Below are 15606 nucleotides of genomic sequence, written 5' to 3'. Positions count from 1 at the left end.
TACAGCTCGCCAGTCGGACCGCAGGTCGCCAGTCGACCATCGAAGTGGCCAGTCGACGACGGGCGGTGGTGTCGGTCAGTGGGTCTTCGCCCAGCGGACGAGCTCGCCACTGACCTGTTCGGGCACCTCGCTGTGCGGGAAGTGGCCGACGCCGTCGAGCACGCGCCACTCGTACTCGCCGGACACGTACTGGCCCGAGCCCTGCGCGGTCGCGGGCAGGACGCAGGTGTCGAAGTCGCCGTGCAGGTGCAGCACCGGCGCGGTGATCGGGGTGCGCATCGCCTCCGCCCAGCGCCGGCCGTCCGAGCGCAGCACCGAGCGCAGCGACCAGCGGAAGTGCTCCGCGGCGCAGAAGGACACCGGGTGGATGCGCATGGCCTGCGCGAACCGCTCGACGTCGGCGACGTACCCCGGGGTGCCGCGCCAGCGCGGGCCGGTCCAGCGTTCGTACAGCTCGCGGACCCAGTGGGAGTCGCGCGACAGCAGGTGCTCGGGACGCCGCGGGACCTGGAACGTCCGCAACGAGTACGCGGACGCGTGCCGCTGCTCGGGGCCGGCGCCGGGGCGCAGCGCCGCCCGCATCCGCAACGGGTGGGCCGCGCCCAGCACCACCGCGCTGCGGACCACGCGCGGGTGGGTCGCCGCCATCGTCCAGACGAACGTCCCGCCGATGTCGTTGCCGACCACCATGGCGTCGGTCTCGCCGAGCGAGGTGACGAGCGCTGCCATGTCGGCGGCGAGGGTCGCCGAGTCGTAACCGCGGGGTGGCTTGTCGCTCGCGCCGTACCCGCGCAGGTCGACGGCGACGGCGCGGTAGCCGGCGTCGGCGAGGTCGACCAGCTGCCGGTGCCACCCCCACCAGAACTGCGGGAAGCCGTGGACCAGCAGGACGAGCGGACCGGTGCCGAGCTCGGCGACGTGCAGCGCGATCCCGTTGGCGCGCACCGTCCGGTGCGTCCACGGACCCTCGACGAGGACGACGGAGCTGTCGGGCGCCCCGGGCAGCGGGCCGTATCCCATACCGCGTCAGCCGCGCGACTTCTTCAGGTAGTCGACGGTCTCCTTGGTCGTGGTGATCGTCTGCTGCGGCGCGCGGACGCGCTTGACCTTGCGGATGCCGACGAGGACGAACAGCCCGGCGAGCAGCACCAGTGCACCGAAGACGATGAGGAAGCTCAGCCAGCGGGACAGGCCCAGCGCGTTGATGCCCTCGGCGAGCGCGAAGAACCCGAACGTCAGCGAGAACACCAGGACGACGAGCGCGGCGACGAACATCCCGGCGCCCACACCGGCGTTCTTGACCGTCGCGCGGAGCTCGAGCTTGGCGAGCTCGATCTCGCTGTGGACCAGCGTCGACAGCGCCGCCGACGCGTCGGAGACCAGTTGGCCGATGCTCGGTTCCTCCGACGCCGTCACCGCGGACGACGTGGTCGGGACGGGTGGGTTCGGGCTTGCGGTCATGCTGCTCTTCTCCTCGCCGGCCACGGGTCCGTGTGCGCCGCCTTATCGTCGCAGACGGCGGACCCGGGTAGGGCCGACGTCACCGATGTCGGTGTCGCGCCGGCCGTCGTGCCGCGGTCGATAGCCTCGTCCAGGTGACCGCCGACCCGCTCGCGCCGCTGCTCGACCTGCCCGGTGTCGGCGACGCCGTCGACCGTGCGCGCGCCTCGGTCGACGCGCTGCTGGGCAACCGGATGCTGCGCCGGCGCTCGGCCGACGTGTCGGCGGAGTCCTCGCTGCGCGGCGCCTGGGCCTCCGCCGTGCTCGCCGGCGCGGACGTGCCGCTCGACGAGGTCCGCAGCGGCGCCGCGGCCGACGACCCGATCGTGCAGGGTGCCCTGCGTGCCCAGGCCGCCCTGCCGGGGCTGGTCGACACGTGGTCGCACGCGCCGCGGCAGGCCCTCGCCCGGCTGCACGTGCTGGCGGCGGCCGACCTCGTGCCCGACCCCGAGGCGCTCGGGCGGCCGGCGGCCGGCGCCGCGGAACGGCTCGACACGCTCGCGCTCGTCCTCGCCGAGACGTCGGCCCCGGCGGTCGTGGTCGCCGGCATCGTGCACGGCGAGGTGCTCTCGCTCGACGCGTTCCCGCCCGCGTCCGGCGTGGTGGCCCGGGCCGCCGTCCGGCTGACGCTCATCGACCGCGGTCTCGACCCGAAGTCCCTCGTGGCGGTCGAGGCGGGTCATCGCGAGCTCGGCGAGGGATACGACGGCGCGCTGGCCGCCTACCGCACCGGCACGCGGGACGGCATCGCGACCTGGCTCGTGCACTGCGCCGACGCCGTGGCCGCCGGTGCCGTCGAGACCACCGCGATCTGCCAGGCCCTCGCGCGGGCGTGATCCGCGGCGGCGATGGTCGCGCTCGCAATCGCGCTTGACCGCCGTCCGCCGTCACGCCACGGTGCTCGTCATGGGCGACACCATGATTTCCGCGCGTGGGCTGGCGCGGAGCTTCAAGACGAAGTCCGGGCCCGTGCACGCGGTGCGCGGCATCGACCTCGACGTGCGGGCGGGGGAGATCGTCGGGCTGCTGGGGCCGAACGGCGCGGGCAAGACGACGACGCTGCGCATGCTCACCACGCTGCTGATGCCGAGCGAGGGACACGCGACCGTGGCGGGCAAGGACCTCATCCGCGAGCCGCGTGAGGTGCGCCGCCGCATCGGGTACGTCGCGCAGGTCGGCGCGGCGCCGAGCGCGGGCACGCTGGTCGGCGAGGAGCTCGTCACCCAGGGCCGGTTGCAGGGGCTCGCGAAGGCCGAGGCGACGGCCCGGCTCGCCGAGGTCGCCCCGCGCCTCGACCTCGGTGGTCTCGAGGGACGCGCGTTGCTGGAGCTGTCCGGCGGCCAGCGCCGCCGCTTCGACGTCGCGCTCGGGCTCATGCACTCGCCACCGCTGGTCTTCCTGGACGAGCCGACCACCGGCCTCGATCCGCAGAGCCGCGCGAACCTCTGGCAGCACATCCGTGGGCTGCGCGGCGACATGGGCGTCACCGTCGTCATCACCACGCACTACCTGGACGAGGCCGATGCGCTCGCCGACCGCGTCCTCGTCATGGACGGCGGGGCGATCGTCGCCGACGACACCCCGGACGCGTTGAAGGCGCGGATCTCCGGTGACGTGGTGACGCTCGAGTTCGCACCCGACCAGCCGCGGGAGCGGGCCGAGGAGGTCGTGCGGCAGGCGATGGAGGTACGCGAGGTGGTGACGACCGAGACCGCGGTGCTGGTCACCGTCGACTCCGGCGCCACCGCGGTGGCGCCCATCCTGCGCGCCCTCGACGCCGCCGGGCTGAGCCCGGCGTCGATCGCGGTCAACCGGCCGACGCTCGACGACGTCTTCCTGACCCTCACCGGGCGCTCGCTGCGCGACGAGGCGGCGTAGATGCTCACCGAGACGCTGCTGATCTTCCAACGACAGATGCGCATCCTGCTGCGCAACCCGGTGTGGGTGTTCTTCGGGCTGACGCAGCCGATCCTCTACCTCGCGCTGTTCGGGCCGCTGCTGAAGAACGTCACCGGCGGCGGTCTCGGCGGCGACGACGCATGGCGGGTCTTCGTCCCGGGTCTGCTGCTGCAGCTCGCGATCTTCGGGGCGGGCTTCGCGGGCTTCGGCATCATCCAGGAGCTGCGCGAGGGCGTCATCGACCGGCAGCGGGTGACACCGGCGCGCCGCGTCTCCCTCATCATGGGTCGGACGCTGGGCAACGTCGTGACCATCGGCGTCCAAGGCGTGGTGCTCGTGCTCGTCGCCCTGCCGTTCGGGCTGCGGGCGCAGGCGAGCGGCATCGTGGCGTCCGTGGTCATCATCTGCCTGCTGGCGCTCGGCATCTCGGCGGCGTCCTACGCGATGGGCCTGATCCTCAAGGACGAGGACGCGTTCGCGCCGTTCGTCCAGGGCGTCACGCTGCCGTTGCTGCTGCTCTCGGGCGTGCTGCTGCCCATGTCGCTCGCGCCGGCGTGGCTGCGCCACACCTCTGAGGTCAACCCGCTCACCTACGTCGTCGACGCGACGCGCGCGCTGTTCCGCGGCGACTGGGGCGATCGGCACGTGTGGATCGGCGCGCTGGTGACGGTCGCGCTGGGCGCGCTGCTCGCGTGGTGGGGGTCGCGGACGTTCCAGCGGCAGTCCGCGTGAGTTCTGGGCGGGTGCGGACGTAGCGACGGCGCCGTCCGGGAAGGGCGGCGCCGTCGGGCACGGACGTCCGGGTTACCAAGCGTGCCCTGTGCGGAAACGTCAGACGCAGCCCGCTCTCGCAGGTCCACGTCGACTCACCTGTGCGTGGTGGGATCGCCGCGTGGGTGCCCGTTCGTCCGTGCCGGAGCGGAACCCGCCGGCGGCGGGAAGGCCTCGGTGGGTGCCGTTCCGTGCCGACAGTGGACACCTGATGTGACCTGGGGCACAACCCCCGATCGGCGTGTCAGCCCGGAAGCGACGCGCGGACGTCGGCGCTTGACCTCGAGCGCGGATGAACTCCTACCGTCGCCGGCATGATGCCGCGGCCGGGGAGCACGGGGATCGCCGTCGACGTCGGCCCGGACGCCGCGCTCGGCGTCACGGCGCCGGCGCTGGAGGCGCTGGGATTCGACACGCTGTGGCTGGCCGGCGGCCAGCTCGACGCGTTGGAGCGGGTGGACGACGTCGTCCGGGCGACCTCGCGCAGCGCGGTGGGCACCGCGGTCGTGCCGCTCGGGGTGCACGACGTCCCCGCCGTGGTCGCGCTGCGGGCGCGGCTGGCCGACCGTCTCGTCCTCGGCGTCGGCGGGCCGCAGCAGCCCCGTCCGCTCGCCGCGCTCGGCCGGTACCTCGACGCGCTGGACGCGGCCGGCATCGGGCCCGGCGACCGACTGCTGGCCGCGCTCGGTCCGCGCAAGCTCGACATCGCCCGCGAGCGAGCGGCCGGCGCCATGACGCTGCTGACCACCCCGGCGGCCACCGCAGCCGCCCGGGCCCGGTTGGGGCCCGACCGCCTGCTCGTCGTGCACCAGCTCGCGGCGCTGCAGCCGGACGCGGCCGCGGCCCGGGCGGCCGTCCGGGAGCCGCTCGCGTTCCTCGCCGGCGTGCCCGGTTACCGCGCGAGCTTCCGGCGGATGGGCTTCACCGACGACGAGGTGACCGCGCTCGCCGATCGGCTCGTGGACGCCGTCGCGGTGTGGGGTGACGCGGCGGCGATCGCCGCGCACCTGGGCGAACACCGTGCCGCCGGGGCCGACCACGTCGTGGTGTCCCTGCTGCCCACCGGCGCCGGGTCGCCGCTCGAGCGGGCCGGCGCCGTCGCCCGGGCGCTCGGCCTGTCGCGCTGACTCAGCGGGCGCCGCGCCGCCGGGCGAGGTACCAGGCCAGACCGGCGGCGCCGACGCCCACGCCCAGCACGCTCGCCGACGCGACCGGGTGATCGGGCCGCAGCCCGGATATGCGCTCGCGTAGCGGCACGGCGTTGGAGAAGGTGAGCAGCGGCCATTCCCGTTCCACCGCGATCTTGCGCAGAGCGCGGTCGGCGTTCACGGCATAGGCGTGACCGACCGCTTCGAGCATCGGGACGTCGGTCGCCGAGTCGGAGTACGCGTAGCAGTCGGCGAGGTCGTAACCGCGGTCCGCGGCGAGGGCGCGGACGGCGACCGCCTTCTCGGCGGCGTAGGCGTAGCGGCCGATCTCGCCGGTGTAGCGACCCTCCTCGACCACCATCTGGGTGGCGACCACCTCGTCGGCACCGAGCATCGCGCCGATCGGCGCCACGACCTCCTCGCCCGAGGTACTCACGATGACGACGTCGCGCCCCGCGGCCTTGTGCATGCCGATCAGGTCGACCGCCTCGTCGTAGACGATCGGGTCGATGATCTCGTGCAGCGCCTCGGCGACGATCTCGCGGACCTGCGACACGTCCCACCCGGCGCACATGCTCGTCAGATAAGCGCGCATCCGCTCAATCTGGTCGGAGTCGGCCCCCGCGAGCGCGAACATGAACTGCGCGTAGGCGCTGCGCAGCACGGCGCGACGGTTGATGAGACCGCCCTGGTAGAACGGCCGGCCGAACGCGAGCACGCTCGACTTGGCGATGATCGTCTTGTCGAGGTCGAAGAAGGCCGCGGTTCGGCTCCCGTCCGTCACACGGCGAGGATACGGATCTTCACTGCGCGCCGACGTCGCGCGTCGCGCGTGTCAAGCGGCTCGTCCACAGCCCGGCGTGTCGTCCACAGCCTCGGGCGGGACCGTCGACGCCGCCGGGGTGCTCGGGCAGCGTGGCCGAGGTGGGCGGTGTAGACGGTGTGGGCGAGCAGGGCGGGCCGGTGATCGGCGTCGTCGGGGGCAGCGGTGGTGTCGGCGCGTCCTGCTTCGCCGCCGTCCTCGCGCTCGTCGCGGCCCCGGCGATGCTCGTCGACCTCGACTGCGCCGGTGGGGGCATCGACGTCGTGCTCGGCGTCGAGCAGCGTCCGGGGGCCCGGTGGTCGGGGCTGCAGGTGGCCGGCGGCCGGCTCGACCCCGCCGACCTCGCGGGTGGGCTCCCCCGTGCCGGCGGCGCCTCGGTGCTCGCCGCGGACCTCGCGACACTCGACGCCGACGCGGTGCTGCAGGTGGTCGCGGCGGCGGTCTCCCTGGGGCCGGTCGTGCTCGACCTGCCGCGCGCCGACACGCGGGCGCGGGCCGCCGCGCTCGTCGTCTGCGATCTCGTCGTGCTCCTGGCTCGCGCCGACGTGGCCGGTCTCGTCGCCGCGCACGCGGCCGCCGCCGCGTTGGCCGACGTCCGCGTGGGCCTGGTCGTGCGCCGCGGCGAGGTTTCGCCGCGCGAGGCAGCGGCGCTCGTCGGCGTACCGCTGCTCGGGGTGCTGCCGTCCCTGCGCCCAGGACGCTTCGCCCTCGATCCGGGACGGCCGCCGCGCCCCGCGTCCCGGGTCGCCGCCGGCGTGCTGGCGGGGGTGGCCGCCGCATGACCGGCCCGGTGATCGACGCCGAGCTGCTCGACCGGGTCCGCCGCCGCATGGTCGCGGGCACCGTCGACGTCGCGTCCGCACTGCGGGCCGAGAACGCCGGGATCGTCGACGACACCGTCTTCGACCGGCTGCGTCGCGACGTGCACGCCGAACTGCACGGCGCCGGGCCGCTCGAGCCGTTGCTCGCGACCCCGGGCGTCACCGACGTGCTGGTCAACGGGCCCCGCTCGGTGTGGCTCGACCGGGGCCGCGGGCTGGAACGCGTCGGCGTGACCTTCCCCGACGAGGTCGCCGTCCGGGCCCTCGCCCAGCGGCTCGCCGCCGGTGCCGGACGCCGTCTCGACGACGCGATGCCGCACGTCGACGCGGTGCTCGCCGACGGCAGCCGGTTGCACGCGGTGCTGCCCCCGTTGGTGCCCACCACCACGCTGTCCCTGCGGGTGTTGGGACGCCGCCGTCACGACCTGGACTCCCTCGTCGCCCTCGCCGCGATGCCCGCCGACGTCGCGGCCACCCTGCGGGACGTCGTCGCGGCCCGCCTCGCCTTCGTCGTCACCGGCGGCACCGGCACGGGCAAGACGACCCTGCTGGGTGCCCTCCTCGGCACCGTCGACGCCGGCGAGCGGTTGCTGTTGATCGAGGACGCGCCGGAGCTCGTCGTCGAGCACCCGCACACCGTCCGGTTGGTGACGCGCCCGGCGAACGTCGAGGGCGCCGGCGAGGTGGGGCTGCGGGAGCTGGTGCGGCAGGCGCTGCGGATGCGGCCGGACCGGCTGGTCGTCGGCGAGTTCCGCGGCGCGGAGATGGTCGAGCTCCTGGTCGCGCTCAACACCGGCCACGAGGGCAGCGCCGCGACCATGCACGCCAACTCCGCGGCGGACGTCCCCGCGCGCTTCGCCGCTCTGGGCGCGCTCGCCGGATTCCCCGCGCCGGCCGTCACCAGCCTGGTGGCGAGCGCGGTCACGGTGATCGTGCATCTTCGGCGCGGCCGGGACGGGCGGCGCGCGGTGGCCGAGATCGCGCTGCTCGACCGGGTAGGCGACGCGCTGGCCGTCGTGCCGGCGTGGTCGGCCGCCGGGGGCGCCGGGCCGGGGGCGGGTCGGCTCACCGCCGCGATCGACGATCGGGCAGCGCGGTGAGCCCGGCCGTCGGCGCGTTGTTGGCGCTCGGGTGCGCCCTCGCGGTGACGGCGCTCCCGTCGGTCTGGCTGCCGCGGATCGCCGTGCTGGCCGGGTCGGGTCGGCTGGCCCGCTCCGGCGCCGTCGGCCCGGCGACGGTCGGCGGTCCGGCCCGCGCGGTGCGCTGGTCGGGGGCAGTGGGCGGGGCCGGGGCGGCGGTCGGGCTGGGTGCCGTGGCGCTCCGTGGCGCGGTGTTGCTGGCGGTCGCGGGAGCCGCGGTGTCGGGCGTCGCCGCCCTGCTGGCCCGCGACGCCGTCCGGGGTCGCGAGCTCGGCCGGCGACATCGTCAGCTTCTCACCGCGGTCCGCGTCCTGGCCGGTGAGCTCGCGGCCGGCGCCACCCCCGCTGCCGCCCTGCATGCCGCGGCGGCCACCGGCGACGTCGCGGCGGCTCAGCTCCACGCCGGTGTCGACGCCCTTCGGGACGGGGCCGATGCCGCGGCCGCGCTCGCGGCGAGCGGCGAGCCGGGGGTGCGTGCCCTGGGGGCGGCGTGGCGACTCGTCGAGTCGACCGGAGCGGCGCTGGCCGAGGTCGTCGACCACGTCGCGGCCGACCTGGCGGCCCAGGACGTGCGCCGGCGCGCGGTGGCCGTCGCGCTGGCCGGCCCGCGCGCCGCCGCGGTGCTGGTGGCGGCACTGCCGTCGGTCGGCGTCGCGATGGGTGCCGCGATGGACGCGCGACCCCTCGAGTTCCTGCTGGGGCCGTCCGCCGGTCAGGCGGTGTGCTGCCTCGGGGTGCTGCTGGACGCCGCGGGCGTGCTGTGGCTGCGGCGCATCGTGCGGCGCGCCGGGCGATGACGGTGGCGAGACGGTGATCGGCTGGCTGCTCGTCGCTGCCGCGGTGGTCCTCGCGCCGGGGCCGTCGCGCCCCGGCATCCCGCGTCCGGGCACGCCGCATCCGGGCGGGCTCGCCGACCGTGCGGCCGGCCCGCCGCGGACGCTCGTCGCATGCGCGCTCGTCGCCACGATCGCCGGTGCCGTCGCGCTGTCCGGTCCACCGGCCGGGGCAGTCGTGGCGCTCGTCGGTTGCCCGTCGGGCTGGTGGGGGCTGCGCCGGATGCGGCCCGGGCACGCGACGCCGGCCGAGGACCGCTGGGTGGCGCTCGTGCTCGACCTCGCCGCGGCGGCGCTCCGCGCGGGCCGGCCCCCGGCCGACGCGGTGAGCGCTGCCGCCCAGGCCGCCGGCCCCGAGATCCGTGCCGCGTTCGAGCGGGTCGCCGGTCTGCTGCGCCTCGGCGCCGAGCCCGCGCAGGCGTGGGCGGTGCTGGCGCGCGACGGGCCGCTCGGGCCGGTCTCCACCGTCGCCGTGCGCAGCGCCGCGAGCGGGGCTCGGCTCGCCGCCGCGTTCGAGCGCCTCGCGGTCGAGTTGCGCGCCGAGGCCACGGCGGACGCGACGGCGCGCGCGCAGCGGGCCGGGGTGCGCGCGATGGCCCCGCTCGCGGCGTGCTTCCTGCCGTCGTTCGTCCTGCTCGGCGTCGTGCCCGTCGTCGTCGGTGTGGCGCGGGCGGCCCTGACCGACCTGCCCTGACCATGTCGCGGTCGCCGGGTTCGGTGGCCGATGTCTAAGGGGCACCGGCCGGCGGCTAAGGGGGCAGCCGACCCCTTAGCGGGCGGCGCCGCGCGGACGGCCGCTCCGAACTGGGCCAACTTCCGATGCCCGGGCCACGGCCTTACCGCGAACGTGGTCGATGCCAGCGAAGGACATCGACACCGGAGGCCGTCATGACCACCATCCTGACCGACAGCATGGCCCACGAGCACATGCGAGCACTGCAGGCGAGCGCGGTCCGCGGCCGCCGGGTCGGCGAGGCCCGCGCCGCGCGACGTGCCGTCCGTCGCGGCCGGCGCCAGTCCGCGCACCCCCGAGCGGCGGCCGTCGGTCACGCCGCGGCCCGGCCGTTCACCGCCGTGCACGACTGGCTGGTGGCCGGGCAGCTGTGAGCGCGGGCCGTGGGCCGGGGCGCCGCCGACAGCGATGTCGCCGGCAGCGATGTCGCCGACCGCCGTGGCGCGCCGCGAGGGCGTCGATCCCGTACCGGGGTCGGCGCCCTCGTCGCGTCGGGGCGACCCTGTCCGCCGGCGCGGGCGCCCGCTCCCGACCGACGGGGCGCCCCGCGAGGACGCTAGGACGCGGTTGTGACAGCTGGGGCCTCGGCCGTCCACAGGCGGGGTGGTCGTCCACAGCAGTCGCGGCCGCGGTCCGTGCGGCGCCCCTCGGACGGAGGCTGTGCGGCATGACTCCTCGCAGCAGCCACGCTCTCGTCCGCCGGGTCGTCCGTCGCGTGCGTGCCACCGTCGACGCCGGCATGTCCACCGCCGAGTACGCCGTCGGCACCGTCGCCGCGGTCGGTTTCGCGGTCGTGCTCTACAAGGTGGTGCGCAGCCCGGCCGTCTCCTCGGCCTTGAGCTCGATCGTCAGGTCGGCGCTGAATGCGCTCTGACCGGCGCCGGCCCGGCGACGAGGGCATGGCCACGGCCGAGCTCGCCGCCTGCCTACCGGTCCTCGTCCTCCTCCTCGCGGTCGCGTTGACCGCCGTGGCGGTCGCGTCGGGCCGGGTCCGCGTGCAGGACGCCGCTCGCGAGGCCGCGCGCGCGGCCGCGCGGGGCGACACCGCGGTCGCGACCCGCCTCGCCCGACAGGCGGCGCCGGGGGCGGTGCTCTCCATCCGGCGCGCCGGCACCGACGTCGTGGCAGAGGTGCACGCGCAGGTCCGCCCGATTGGCGGCCTGCTGCCCGCCTTCACCGTCACCGGTGCCGCGGTGGCCGCGCTCGAACCCGCCGCGTCCGGGGCGTCGCCGTGAGCCGGGACGACGGATCGGCCTCGATCTGGGTGGTGGCCGCTGCCGCGGTGGTGCTGCTGATCGGTTCGGTGACGACCCTGCGGACCCTCGCGGTCCTCGGCCGTCACCGGGTCGAGGCCGCCGCCGACCTCGCCGCCCTGGCCGCCGCTGCGCGGATCGGGATGTCGGGAGCGCCGTGCGGGGCCGCCGTGCGGATCGCGGCTCGCAACGGGGGCCGGCTCGTCGGCTGCCGGCTCACGTTCGGCGCCGATGGCCGCAGCGGCGTCGTCGACGTGACCGTGAGCGCGACCGTCCGGTTGCCCGTCGCCGGAACCCGACGGGTGACAGCCCACGCCCGCGCCGGCCGGCTGCCGGGGCCGGCCGTCGCGCGTGACCTCGACCGTGACGCCCACGGTGACGTAGATGACGGATCGGCAACGGCGGCAACCGGAGCGCCGGTCACCGCGTCCTTCCCACGTGACGAGCGAGACGACCCCGACCCCCACGACCGCAGCGGCGACCGCCACGACCGCAGCGACTGCCACACCGCAGCCGGCCCCGTCCGCGCGACGTCGCACCGCGCCGTGGCTCGCCGCGGCGGTCGTCGCGCTGTCGGCGGCGCTGCTCGCGGGCTGCTCGGGCGGCAGCTCGGCGTCCGGGCAGGGTGGTGCCGGCACCCGACCGGCGACGACGGCGACCACCTCGTCGCTGGCCAGCACCCCGACGACACCGACCGCGGTCGCTCCCACGACCGGTGCCACCTCGTCGGGCGGTGCGTCGGCCACGCCGTCGCCCTCCGGGCCGAAACGGGCGGACGCCCGGGCCGAGCACGTGCACATCAGCCTGTTCAACGGCGACGGCGCGCACTACGGCGTCGGCATGCCCGTCATCGCCTATTTCTCCCGTCAGATCACCGACGGCGCCGCGCTGCAGCAGGCCACGACGGTCACGGCCGACGGCAAGCCGCTCGCCGGCGCCTGGTACTTCGAGAACTCCGGCGCCGGGAACGGCCCGATCGAAGGGCACTTCCGTCCCCGTCACTACTGGCCGGCCCACGCCCGCATCCACGTCGCGATCCCGGCGAAGGGGCTCTCGGCCGGCAAGGGGCTCGGCTACGACGACAGCCTGACCCTCGACTTCAGCACCGGCGCACGCAACGTCGCCAAGGTCGACGACGGCAAGCACACCCTGACCCTGACCTCCGACGGCAAGCGCGTCGGTCGCTTCCCGGTCTCGCTGGGCGGCCCCGGCTCACGGACGATCCGCGGCACCAAGGTCGTGATGGAGCAGGACCAGGACACCCGCATGCGCGGCGCGCACAGCGGCATCGAGTACAACCTCGCCCACGTCTACTGGACGCAGCGCCTGACCTACAGCGGCGAGTACCTGCACGCCGCCCCCTGGAACGAAGCATCGGCAGGGGGCAACATCGGCCGGTCCAACAGCTCCAACGGCTGCACCAACCTCTCCACGGCCGATGCGAAGAAGCTGTTCGGACTCATGCAGGTCGGCGACGTCGTGCGCTATCCGGACGCGGGCGGCGCCAAGATGCGCCTCGGCGACGGGTACGGCGACTGGAACCTCACCTGGGCCCAGTGGCGCACGGGCGGGCTGGTCAGCACCAGCTGACGTCGCGGTCAGGTCGCCGGCTCGACGTGCGAGAGGACGAGGTCGAGCAGCGTGACCGCCCCCGCCTTGTCGAGCGGTTCGTTGCCGTTGCCGCACTTCGGCGACTGCACGCACGACGGGCACCCGCTCGGGCACTCACAGGCCGCGATCGCGGTCCGGGTCGCCCGCAACCACGCGCCGAGCGCCGCATGTCCGCGCTCGGCGAAGCCGGCGCCGCCGGGGTGCCCGTCGTAGACGAACACGGTGGGGTGACCGGTGTCGGGGTGCAGCGCGGTCGAGACGCCGCCGATGTCCCAGCGATCGCAGACCGCGAACAGCGGCAGCAGCCCGATCGCGGCATGCTCCGCCGCGTGGGCGGCGCCCGGCACCGCCGCCACGTCGAGGCCGACCGCGTCGAGGGCGACCTGCTCGATCGTGTACCAGACGGCGGTGGTGCGCAGCTCACGGGCGGGCAGGTCCAGCGGGATCTCGTCGAGCAGCTCACCGGTGTCGAGGCGACGCCGGACGTAGCCGACGACCTGGTTGCTCACGTCGACGGTGCCCAGCGACACCCGCACCTGGCCGTGCGAGAAGCCGTCGCGCTCGGCCACGACCGCGATGTCGGTGACGTCGCGCGCCGAGGTCGACCAGGGCGGCGACTCGGCGTGCACCAGCGCGACGCTCGCGCCGGACCGGTGGTCCGGGTCCCGTCCGCCCGCTCCGCCCCGGCGGCCGGCGTCGGACCCGAACTCGGGCCCGAACTCGGACCCGAACTCGGGCCCGGGCTCCGCCCTCGGGGCGAGCGCGTCCACGACGTACGACCGACCCTGGTGCAGGTACACCGCGCCCGGATGCACTGTCGCATGGGCCGTCGCGGCGTCGACCGTGCCGATGAGCGAGCCCGTCGCGGCCTCCACCACCGGCACCGGTTGGCCGCCCGCACCGCGGATGTCCACGTCGGGGCGGCGGTGGCGGGTCCAGAACCACCCGGCCGCGCGCCGTCGCAGCGCCCCCTCGGCGACGAGCTGGGCCAGGGCGGCCGCCACGGCCGCCACGCCCGCCTGCTCGTCCGCGCCGCCCACCCCGGCCGTGGGCGCCGCGAACAGGGCGAGCTCGTCCGGGCGGATCGGCAGCTCGGCGGCCGCGGCGCACAGCTGTGGGCCGAGGACGTAGGGATTGGCCGGGTCGAAGACGGCGGCCTCGACCGGTCGGCCGAAGATCGCGGCCGGGTGATGGACGAGATAGGTGTCGAGCGGGTCGTCCCGGGCCACGAACACCACGAGCGACTCGTCGCCGGCCCGCCCCGCGCGGCCGGCCTGCTGCCACACCGAGGCCAGCGTGCCCGGGTACCCGGCGAGCACGACCGCGTCGAGACCGGAGATGTCCAGACCGAGCTCGAGGGCGTTGGTCGCGGCGACGCCGAGCAGGTCACCCGACGACAGCGCCGCCTCGAGCGCGCGCCGCTCCTCGGGCAGGTAGCCGGCACGGTAGGGCGCGATCCGATCGGCGAGCTCGGCCAGTCCGCTCTCGTGCAGCTGCCGGGTCGCGCCGAGTGCGGCGAACTCCGCTCCCCGTCGGGAGCGGACGAACGCGAGCGTCCTGGCCCCCTCGACCACCAGGTCGGCGAGCAGCCGACCCGCCTCCGCCCCCGCCGCGCGCCGCACCGGTGCGTCGTGCTCGCCGCGCAGGGTGGTGAGCGGCGGCTCCCACAGCGCGAACGTCTGCCCGCCGCGCGGCGACGCGTCTTCGGTCACCGCGGTCACCGGCACACCGACGAGCCGCGTCGCCGAGGCCGCCGGCTCGGCCACCGTCGCCGACGCGAGCACGAACGTCGGCGCCGACCCGTACTGCGCGCACACCCGACGCAGCCGGCGCAGCACCTGGGCGACGTGGGCGCCGAAGAGCCCGCGATAGGAATGGCACTCGTCGACGACCACGTAGCGCAGCCGACGCAGGAAGGACGACCAGCGGGCATGGGCAGGCAGCACGCCGCGATGCAGCATGTCCGGATTGCTGAGCACCCAGTTGCCGTGCGCGCGGACCCAGTCCCGCTCGGCGAGCGGGGTGTCGCCGTCGAACGTCGCGGCCCGGACCCCGGGAAGCGCGAGGTCGAGCAGCGAGCGCAGCTGGTCACCGGCGAGCGCCTTGGTCGGGGCCAGGTACAGCACGCGGTCGCGGTCGTCGGCGAGCAGGGCGGTCAGTCCGGGCAGCTGGTAGGCCAGCGACTTGCCCGACGCGGTACCGGTGGCCACGACGACCGAGCCGCCGGCGTGGGCCGTGCTCGCCGCGCTCGCCTGATGCACCCAGGGCCGCTGCACACCGCGCGCGACGAACCGGTCGCGCAGCGGCGTCGGCACCCACTCCGGCCAGCCGACCGTGGTGCCGGCGCGGGGCCGCAGCCGCTCGACGTGTGTGACCGGCGAGTCGCCGGGGGGCACCCCCAGCAGCACGCGATCGAGCAGGTGCTGCACCCGCGACGTCCTCTCCTGGGGCTGTGGCATGCTCATGCACGGCGCTTCGTGCGCCGTCGGACGTCCGACGGCGCCGACGTCCGCCATTGAACCCGCCGGTGGTGACACCACCGGCACGAACCCTGTGACCTGCAACGAGAGGTGACGCGCGTGGAGCTCTCGGTCTCACGCCAATCGGTCGGCGGCTTCCCGGTCGTCGCCGTCAGCGGCGAGGTCGACGTCTACTCGGCTCCCGCCCTGAAGGACAGCCTGTCCGAGCTGCTGCAGTCCGGCGTCACGAGCGTCGTGGTCGACCTGTCCGACGTCGCCTTCCTCGACTCCACCGGTCTCGGTGCGCTCGTCGAGGCCCGTTCGGCCACCACCGAGGCCGGCGGCGCGCTGCCCCTCGTGTGCCACCAGGAGCGGATCCTCAAGCTCTTCGCGATCACCGGCCTGGACGGGGTCTTCTCGATCCACGGCACGGTCGACGACGCGGTCGCCACCCTGCAGGCCTGATCGTCGGCGGGTCGCGACCCGCGTGAGACACGGGTCACACCCCTTCGCGGTCCTGCTCTCAGGCCCCGCTAAACTCCGGCCAGTCAGCGCCGGGGCCAGCCGTTTCGTGCGATGTGCCCGGTGCCCAACTGCGTCAACGGTGCCGTTGCGA

General features: G+C 75.4%; 17 protein-coding genes and 1 pseudogene. 14 read left to right on the top strand and 4 right to left on the bottom strand.

What is annotated here, in order from left to right; translation table 11 throughout:
- Positions 1–75 precede the first annotated feature (75 nt).
- Together BUE29_RS06865 and BUE29_RS06860 are read right to left on the bottom strand one after the other, a co-directional pair.
- Positions 76–1020 (bottom strand): alpha/beta fold hydrolase, encoded by a 945-nt coding sequence (locus BUE29_RS06865; protein WP_073387975.1) that lies wholly within the window; start codon positions 1018–1020, stop codon positions 76–78.
- Between the two features lie 6 nt (positions 1021–1026).
- Positions 1027–1461, bottom strand: coding sequence for a phage holin family protein (locus BUE29_RS06860; RefSeq protein ID WP_073389450.1), 435 nt, complete (start codon positions 1459–1461; stop codon positions 1027–1029).
- 134 nt (positions 1462–1595) lie between these two features.
- On the opposite strand from BUE29_RS06860, the gene BUE29_RS06855 reads away from it, so the two are divergent.
- The 4 genes from BUE29_RS06855 to BUE29_RS06840 all read left to right on the top strand — a co-directional run bounded on the left by BUE29_RS06855 (position 1596) and on the right by BUE29_RS06840 (position 5297).
- The gene (locus BUE29_RS06855) at positions 1596–2336 is read left to right on the top strand and encodes an oxidoreductase (protein WP_073387973.1); all 741 of its coding nucleotides are present in this window, start codon (positions 1596–1598) and stop codon (positions 2334–2336) included.
- Positions 2337–2418: 82 nt separating this feature from the next.
- Positions 2419–3378, top strand: a complete 960-nt coding sequence (locus tag BUE29_RS06850; RefSeq protein WP_073389447.1) for an ATP-binding cassette domain-containing protein — start codon at positions 2419–2421, stop codon at positions 3376–3378.
- On the top strand, positions 3379–4131 hold the full coding sequence (locus tag BUE29_RS06845; protein ID WP_073387971.1) for an ABC transporter permease: 753 nt from the start codon (positions 3379–3381) through the stop codon (positions 4129–4131). It begins immediately after the preceding gene.
- A gap of 353 nt (positions 4132–4484) precedes the next feature.
- Entirely contained in the window at positions 4485–5297 is an 813-nt protein-coding gene (locus BUE29_RS06840) for a TIGR03620 family F420-dependent LLM class oxidoreductase (protein WP_073387969.1), read from the top strand.
- A 1-nt stretch (position 5298) separates the two neighbouring features.
- Here the strand turns inward: BUE29_RS06840 and BUE29_RS06835 are convergent, their stop codons facing one another.
- A complete protein-coding gene (locus tag BUE29_RS06835) occupies positions 5299–6102 on the bottom strand; it encodes an HAD family hydrolase (protein WP_073387967.1) in 804 nt (267 codons plus the stop codon).
- Between the two features lie 140 nt (positions 6103–6242).
- Between BUE29_RS06835 and BUE29_RS06830 the strand changes: the two genes are divergently transcribed.
- From BUE29_RS06830 to BUE29_RS06790, 9 genes and pseudogenes are all read left to right on the top strand, one after another.
- Positions 6243–6923 carry a CpaE-like family protein gene (locus BUE29_RS06830; RefSeq protein WP_143168034.1) on the top strand — a complete coding sequence of 227 codons (681 nt, stop codon included), beginning with the start codon at positions 6243–6245 and terminating at the stop codon, positions 6921–6923.
- A complete protein-coding gene (locus tag BUE29_RS06825) occupies positions 6920–8062 on the top strand; it encodes a TadA family conjugal transfer-associated ATPase (protein WP_084180801.1) in 1143 nt (380 codons plus the stop codon). The genes BUE29_RS06830 and BUE29_RS06825 overlap by 4 nt, the downstream gene beginning before the upstream one ends.
- Positions 8059–8898 carry a type II secretion system F family protein gene (locus BUE29_RS06820; protein WP_159440835.1) on the top strand — a complete coding sequence of 280 codons (840 nt, stop codon included), beginning with the start codon at positions 8059–8061 and terminating at the stop codon, positions 8896–8898. The genes BUE29_RS06825 and BUE29_RS06820 overlap by 4 nt, the downstream gene beginning before the upstream one ends.
- A 13-nt stretch (positions 8899–8911) precedes the next feature.
- The gene (locus BUE29_RS06815) at positions 8912–9628 is read left to right on the top strand and encodes a type II secretion system F family protein (RefSeq protein WP_073387960.1); all 717 of its coding nucleotides are present in this window, start codon (positions 8912–8914) and stop codon (positions 9626–9628) included.
- Positions 9629–9822: 194 nt separating this feature from the next.
- A complete protein-coding gene (locus BUE29_RS06810) occupies positions 9823–10041 on the top strand; it encodes a hypothetical protein (RefSeq protein ID WP_073387958.1) in 219 nt (72 codons plus the stop codon).
- Between the two features lie 293 nt (positions 10042–10334).
- On the top strand, positions 10335–10541 hold the full coding sequence (locus BUE29_RS06805; RefSeq protein WP_073387957.1) for a DUF4244 domain-containing protein: 207 nt from the start codon (positions 10335–10337) through the stop codon (positions 10539–10541).
- Complete coding sequence (locus BUE29_RS06800) at positions 10531–10902, top strand: TadE family type IV pilus minor pilin (RefSeq protein ID WP_073387955.1); 372 nt, start codon at positions 10531–10533, stop codon at positions 10900–10902. The genes BUE29_RS06805 and BUE29_RS06800 overlap by 11 nt, the downstream gene beginning before the upstream one ends.
- A pseudogene (locus tag BUE29_RS23660) lies at positions 10899–11234 on the top strand (Rv3654c family TadE-like protein); the annotation flags it as partial. The gene BUE29_RS06800 and the pseudogene BUE29_RS23660, both read left to right, overlap by 4 nt.
- Before the next feature lie 124 nt (positions 11235–11358).
- A complete protein-coding gene (locus BUE29_RS06790) occupies positions 11359–12510 on the top strand; it encodes a L,D-transpeptidase (protein ID WP_073387953.1) in 1152 nt (383 codons plus the stop codon).
- An 8-nt stretch (positions 12511–12518) separates the two neighbouring features.
- Here the strand turns inward: BUE29_RS06790 and BUE29_RS06785 are convergent, their stop codons facing one another.
- Positions 12519–14990: a DEAD/DEAH box helicase gene (locus BUE29_RS06785; protein WP_073389442.1), complete on the bottom strand. Its 2472-nt coding sequence runs from the start codon at positions 14988–14990 to the stop codon at positions 12519–12521.
- Between the two features lie 120 nt (positions 14991–15110).
- Between BUE29_RS06785 and BUE29_RS06780 the strand changes: the two genes are divergently transcribed.
- Positions 15111–15455, top strand: coding sequence for an STAS domain-containing protein (locus tag BUE29_RS06780; protein WP_073387951.1), 345 nt, complete (start codon positions 15111–15113; stop codon positions 15453–15455).
- The last annotated feature ends 151 nt before the right edge of the window (positions 15456–15606 follow it).

Origin of the sequence: Jatrophihabitans endophyticus (assembly GCF_900129455.1) — a bacterium.
GTDB lineage: Bacteria > Actinomycetota > Actinomycetes > Mycobacteriales > Jatrophihabitantaceae > Jatrophihabitans > Jatrophihabitans endophyticus.
The sequence above is the reverse complement of the archived record's forward strand: the minus strand, read 5'-3'. Positions and strand labels throughout refer to the sequence as shown.

Coding starts and splice junctions, on each gene's coding strand:
- BUE29_RS06865 (WP_073387975.1), bottom strand. CDS start 1,020: ATGGGATACGGCCCGCTGCCCGGGGCGCCCGACAGCTCCGTCGTCCTC.
- BUE29_RS06860 (WP_073389450.1), bottom strand. CDS start 1,461: ATGACCGCAAGCCCGAACCCACCCGTCCCGACCACGTCGTCCGCGGTG.
- BUE29_RS06850 (WP_073389447.1), top strand. CDS start 2,419: ATGATTTCCGCGCGTGGGCTGGCGCGGAGCTTCAAGACGAAGTCCGGG.
- BUE29_RS06845 (WP_073387971.1), top strand. CDS start 3,379: ATGCTCACCGAGACGCTGCTGATCTTCCAACGACAGATGCGCATCCTG.
- BUE29_RS06840 (WP_073387969.1), top strand. CDS start 4,485: ATGATGCCGCGGCCGGGGAGCACGGGGATCGCCGTCGACGTCGGCCCG.
- BUE29_RS06825 (WP_084180801.1), top strand. CDS start 6,920: ATGACCGGCCCGGTGATCGACGCCGAGCTGCTCGACCGGGTCCGCCGC.
- BUE29_RS06810 (WP_073387958.1), top strand. CDS start 9,823: ATGACCACCATCCTGACCGACAGCATGGCCCACGAGCACATGCGAGCA.
- BUE29_RS06805 (WP_073387957.1), top strand. CDS start 10,335: ATGACTCCTCGCAGCAGCCACGCTCTCGTCCGCCGGGTCGTCCGTCGC.
- BUE29_RS06800 (WP_073387955.1), top strand. CDS start 10,531: ATGCGCTCTGACCGGCGCCGGCCCGGCGACGAGGGCATGGCCACGGCC.
- BUE29_RS06785 (WP_073389442.1), bottom strand. CDS start 14,990: ATGCCACAGCCCCAGGAGAGGACGTCGCGGGTGCAGCACCTGCTCGAT.